This window comes from Mycobacterium sp., from assembly GCF_035623875.1.
In the GTDB taxonomy this organism is placed as follows: Bacteria; Actinomycetota; Actinomycetes; order Mycobacteriales; family Mycobacteriaceae; genus Mycobacterium.
Genome location: NZ_DASPSP010000035.1, coordinates 1 through 5,418 on the forward strand (window position 1 = coordinate 1; position 5,418 = coordinate 5,418).

At 63.2% G+C, this 5,418-nt stretch carries 4 protein-coding genes and 2 pseudogenes; 1 reads left to right on the plus strand and 5 read right to left on the minus strand.

Going from position 1 to position 5,418, the window contains the following annotated elements; genetic code table 11:
* The 4 genes and pseudogenes from VEI45_RS02950 to VEI45_RS02965 all read right to left on the minus strand — a co-directional run.
* Positions 1-200 (minus strand): DUF190 domain-containing protein (locus VEI45_RS02950; RefSeq protein WP_324849981.1); only part of this gene is annotated, 200 nt, incomplete at its 3' end.
* A 108-nt stretch (positions 201-308) separates the two neighbouring features.
* Complete coding sequence (locus tag VEI45_RS02955; RefSeq protein WP_324849983.1) at positions 309-1,535, minus strand: MFS transporter; 1,227 nt, start codon at positions 1,533-1,535, stop codon at positions 309-311.
* Between the two features lie 93 nt (positions 1,536-1,628).
* Positions 1,629-1,919: pseudogene (locus tag VEI45_RS02960) on the minus strand (DNA-binding protein); the annotation flags it as partial.
* Between the two features lie 302 nt (positions 1,920-2,221).
* Positions 2,222-4,141, minus strand: a pseudogene (locus VEI45_RS02965) (APC family permease); the annotation flags it as partial.
* Positions 4,142-4,303: 162 nt separating this feature from the next.
* Here VEI45_RS02965 and VEI45_RS02970 point away from each other — a divergent pair.
* Positions 4,304-5,068 carry a GAF and ANTAR domain-containing protein gene (locus VEI45_RS02970; RefSeq protein WP_414687388.1) on the plus strand — a complete coding sequence of 255 codons (765 nt, stop codon included), beginning with the start codon at positions 4,304-4,306 and terminating at the stop codon, positions 5,066-5,068.
* A gap of 20 nt (positions 5,069-5,088) precedes the next feature.
* On the opposite strand, the gene VEI45_RS02975 is transcribed toward VEI45_RS02970, so the two are convergent.
* Positions 5,089-5,394: a DUF2469 domain-containing protein gene (locus VEI45_RS02975; RefSeq protein WP_324443856.1), complete on the minus strand. Its 306-nt coding sequence runs from the start codon at positions 5,392-5,394 to the stop codon at positions 5,089-5,091.
* Positions 5,395-5,418 lie beyond the last annotated feature (24 nt).

Consider the following 5,418-nt stretch of genomic DNA (forward strand, 5'->3'; position numbering starts at 1 on the left):
GGGTCCTCTGACAGGCTCAGGGACTGGTCCGTTCGAAAGTGGCGGCGCGACCCGAAACCGGCGATACCGCGGAGCACGATGCTGGTTGCGACGCGTTGTTGTTCGTATATATCGAGCATCGTCTCGGCCACGAAGCGACGACCCTCGCGTTGACGCTCACCAAAGTACGCGCTGAGCTTGAGACATTCTTCGTCTACCACCACTACCTCCCTTGTGATAAAGCCGTTTTCACTGCAGTCGCTCCTGAGCCGAGGTCACCGAGCAGAAGCAACGCTTCCACTGGTGAAATCTCGTCGACGCGCCGCTCCTCACTGCGCCGGACGAGGCAGCGCGCCAGAAGCGATGGCCGCCGCGACCATCCAGGCGGCGGCGTAGCCGAACGCCACCGCAGGCGAAAACAGGGTGTACAGCAACCCGGCAACGACGGTGGCCACAAGGTCGCCGACAGCCTTCACCGCTCCTAGAACCCCAAACCCGCTGCCGCGCAACCGGTCCGGCAGCAGCTGCGCAATGACTGCGGATTCCGTGGGTTCGGCAAATCCGATGCCCGCTCCGGCCGCTGTGAATGCAACCGCAACGGCGAGCACACTATGCGAACCGACAGCGAAAGCGCAGTATGCGATGACATATACGACAGCGCCTGTCGCGAACACCACCCGCGGACCCGCGCGGTCAAACCACGGTCCGGCTACCAATGATGCGAACGTAGCGACCACGTTGTGGCCTGCATAGATCAGGATCGCCACCGTCGTCGCCGTGGCAACCGATCGCTGCGGCGAGGTGAGCAATTGGGTGGCGCGCAGTATCAGCAGCGTCGTTGCGAGGTTGCCGAACTCGAACAACAGCACCGGCACTAACGCCCGAACGGCCCCGGCATCCCGCAGAGCTCGCAGGTCGAGCCGACGCGCCGGGGGTCTGCTGTCGGGACGCGCACTATGTCGCCGGGACTCGCGTGCGGCAACGATGATCGCGACCGCAGCAAGGAGGCCCGGAATCGCAGCCAGATACAGCGCTGGTCGGACACCAAACCAGGCCACCAAACCGGCTGCCAGCAACGGACCCGCAACCGCGCCCAGGTTGTCACCCGCCCTTTCGAGCCCGAACGCCCTCCCATGCGCTGAAGTCGGGCTCAGAGCAGCCAGTAATGCGTCGCGGGCCGGAGATCGTAAACCCCGGAACAACCAAGCGATCGCGCGCAGCGCACCTGCCTGCCATACCGTTGCCGCCGCACCTATCGCTCCGGTCGCCACCGCGGTGCCCAGATAGCCACCCGACGCGGTCCGGCCCCGTCGGCGCGGGTCGTTCGCCAACGGCCCGCCGATGAGCTTCATCGCACCGATCAGCGCATCACTGATCCCGTCGATCACGCCGATTGCCGCCGCGGAGGCTCCCAGCGTGCCGGTGAGAAAGGCCGGCAGCACCGACGTCGTCACCTCATGACCGGCGTCAGAGAAGAAGCTCGCCGCACTGACCGCGCCGACACCCGGTGTGAGCCAGCGGGCGTCACCTGCACCGATCGCCCTGTTATCACTCATTCCGTCGACGCCGCCCATCCCCTCCCTAGATCGTGGACATCAGCTCGAACGAGCCTACGATGCGTCGTTCGACGAGGGCGGGTTCACCAGGCCGGCCACTAACGCCAAGATCAACAAGATGACACCGGCGATCGGAAGCACCAGCGCGAACGCGGCCAGCCCGGCAGCCGGCAACAACTCGACCATGATCTGCTCGGGACCATAGACCGTCGACGAGATCGCATCCGGTGAAAGCGCGTCCAACGCAACGACATTCGACAAGCTCTCATGTTCCAGATGCTCGTTGATCAGCGGCTTCCCGAGAAAGAACCGCTTCCACGCGTCGGAAAACGTCGACGGGATCTTCTGGTCGTCAGCTAGATCTGTCCGGTCTTTCACGGCCATTTGTGTCCCGCCCCTTGAACGAGCCGAATAGTTACGACCGTGTACCTTAACGCCTCCGCGCGGGTGTGGCAGTCCTTCGCCAAGGGCCCGACCACCGGCTATCCAACTCAGGGTTTTTGTCAGGTATCTGTCACCGATACCGCGCCCGAGTCGACGAACTCGCGACTATGACGCAGGCGCCCGCCGCTGACCGCGGGCGTCAGATTTCAGATAACTGGCGTTGTCGCACGCGCCTCTTCGGTGGACTTCAAAGCTTGAGCAGGGTGCTCAGCATCTGCTGCCCGGCCAGCTTGGGAGTGTGCGATCCGAGACGCGATGTCGTAGGCCACGATCTGCGCGCTCGCACCCGGGATCCGGCTGACCACCGCGGCGATCTTGTCGGCGGTGCGGTCATGCAACAGCCGGCCCAGCAACGGCGAATAGGTTCGGCGCGGCAACAGCACCGTCACGGTGGAGTCCGGATATTCCCGCTTGACCCGCGAAACCAGCTCCTGGGCGGCCCGGCTCAAGTTGCGATCAAGGCAATTGACCAATCGCAATTCGGTGACGTGCCCGAAGTGCTGCCAGCGCTCCTGCAGCCGCGCGGCGTGAGCCCCGTCCAATACGAAGTGCACGGCGACCAGCTCGTCAGCGTGTAATCCCTGCGCGTAACGCATCGCCTCGATCTCGGCAAGGTCGACGCTGTCCACAAAAACAAACACCCGATGCCGGTCATGCCTATCCAAGTCGGGACGCTCGACGAGTGACGTCTCCAACACGGAGGCCTCGGCGCGGTATTGCCGATTGAGCCGCATCAACACCAACACCAGCAGCGGGAAGACCACCACGACCAGCCAGGCGCCCTCGGTGAACTTCGCGAACGCGAAGATGGCCACCACACTCGTCGACAAGAGCCCTGCCGACAAGTTGATCACCAGCTTGTAGTGCCAGCCGGGCCCACGATGGGTCAGATGGTGTTTGGTCATCCCGTAGCCGGCCATCGAGAACGCGGTGAACACACCCATCGCGAACATCGGCACCAGCGCGTTGACCCCACCTCCGGTGGCGATCAAAAGCGCCACCGCGAGCGTGGTCAACAAGATGATGGCGTTGGAGAACACCAGCCGATGACCGCGTTTCATCAGCGGCCGCGGCAAAAAGCTGTCCTCGGCAACAAAGTGAGTCAACGCCGGAAAACCGTTAAAGCTGGTATTGGCGCCGTTGTACAAGATCGCCGCGCTCGCCGCCTGCAACAAGAAGAACAAGACGTTGCCGACGATTCCGTGGCCGAAGACCGCCCGGCCGATCTCGGCGAGCATCGACGGGTATCCGGCGGAAAACGGAACCGAACGCGTGGCGTAGCCCAGCCAGGCCACACCGGCCAACAACAGCCCAAGAATCGTCGCCATGACGGTCAGCACCAGACGCGCGTTAGGACCTTCAGGCTTACGAAACAGGTTGACCGTGTTGGAAATCGCCTCCACCCCGGTCAGCGACGAGCCGCCGTTGGCGAAAGCCCGAAGAATCACCAGAATCGTCGCCCCCATCACCAGGCCGCTACCCTGCTGCACCGGCACCGCCCCATCAAGGTGCACCGGATCGTATTGCGGCAGATTCCCCAAGACTTCACGAGCAAGGCCGACCACGATCATCAGCGTGAGCATGCCGATAAACCAGTACGTTGGCACCGCGAACGTCCGGCCCGCCTCCCGCAACCCGCGCAAGTTGAAATAACAGAAAATCAGCACCGCGCCGACCGAGATTTCCAGGCTGTAGGGGCCCAGCACCGGGATCGCCGACGCCACCGCCACCGTGCCGGCCGCACACTGGATCGCCACGGTCACCACATAGTCGATCAACAGTGCTGCGGCCGCGATCTGCGCCACCCGAGGTCCGAAATTCTCCCTGGCCACGATGTAAGAACCACCGGCCCGGGTGTAGGCCATCACGACCTGCCGATACGACGCGGTCACCAACACCAGAATCAACAGGATCACGCCGATCAGCGGAAGCAACAACACAAACGCGGCCATCCCGGCAGCCGGCAACAACTCGACCATGATCTGCTCGGGACCATAAGCAGTCGAAGAGATCGCATCCGGTGAAAGCGCGCCAAGCGCAACGGTGTTCGACAACTTCTCATGCTGAAGGTTCTCGGTGATCATTGGCTTCCCGAGGAAAACCCGCTTCCACCCGTCGTACAAAGACGGCGCGACCCGCTGCTCGTCCGCCAATCCCGTCACCCGCTATTCCTAACCGATCTTGGGGCTGGCCGCCTGCTTGTTTACAGGATCTTGACACACAGGATCTTTACGGTCGCCGAAAACCCCGTGCACTGGCACCGAGAACCCGTTACACCAGCGGAAACGCCGATACAATGGCCAGCGCGGAAGCGGCCTGAAATGATGGATGGCGTGGCAGACGAGGGGAACAACGGCTCCGGGGGATCAGCCGCTACAGCAGACCCTGGCACGGTCTTTTCGGCGCTGGCCGAGATCATCTACCAGGGCTCCGAGTCGAGCGAGGTCTACGCGGCGATCTGTGTCGCTGCAACGCTGGTCGTGACGGGATGCGATCACGCCAGCTTGCTGGTGCGCCGCGACGGTCGCTACGTCACCGTCGGCGCCAGCGACCGTGTCGCGCAGCGAATCGACGACCTGGAACGTATGGCCGGGGACGGACCGTGCGTCGACGCCATCGAGGAAGAGACACCGCAGATCGAAACCGACCTGACCACGCCGAACCAATGGCCTCAGCTGGCCGCCCGCCTGGTCGCCGAGACCCCAGTCCGCGGGGCGATGGGCTTTCGGATCCTGGTCGATCGCCGCAAAACCGGTGCGCTCAATCTGTTCAGCGACACTGCAGGCGTCTTCGACACCGAATCCGCCGGCCAAGCCATCGTGCTGGCATCGTTCGCCAGCGTGGCGATCAACGCGGTCGCTCAGGGCGAGGATGTGGCCACCTTGCGGCGGGGGCTGCTCAGCAACCGCGAGATCGGGAAGGCCGTCGGCATGCTGATGATGCTGCAGGGCTTGGACGAGCACGCGGCCTTCGACGTGCTGCGGCGGTATTCCCAGGATCTGAACATCAAACTCGCCGATGTAGCACGGACAGTCATCGAGCACCGCGGCAGTCCGATATTCGACGACCACGACCGATCGTCGAGCTAGCGCTAGCGCCGGCCAGCTGCCTACTCGGGCAGCCGTAACTCGGGTTTCTCGACCTCTTCGATATTGACGTCTTTGAAGGTGACCACTCGCACCTGCTTGACGAACCGGGCCGGCCGGTACATATCCCACACCCACGCGTCAGAGAGCCGCAGCTCGAAGTACACCTCGCCATCTGCGTTGCGTGGCACCATCTCGACACCGTTTGCCAAGTAGAACCGGCGCTCGGTTTCCACCACGTAGCTGAACTGGCCCACGATGTCCTTGTATTCGCGGTACAGCGAGAGCTCCATCTCGGTTTCGTACTTTTCGAGATCTTCGGCACTCATCTGCTCAGTCGTCCTTCTCCGTCC

Coding starts and splice junctions, on each gene's coding strand:
- VEI45_RS02955 (WP_324849983.1), bottom strand. CDS start 1,535: ATGAGTGATAACAGGGCGATCGGTGCAGGTGACGCCCGCTGGCTCACA.
- VEI45_RS02970 (WP_414687388.1), top strand. CDS start 4,304: ATGGATGGCGTGGCAGACGAGGGGAACAACGGCTCCGGGGGATCAGCC.
- VEI45_RS02975 (WP_324443856.1), bottom strand. CDS start 5,394: ATGAGTGCCGAAGATCTCGAAAAGTACGAAACCGAGATGGAGCTCTCG.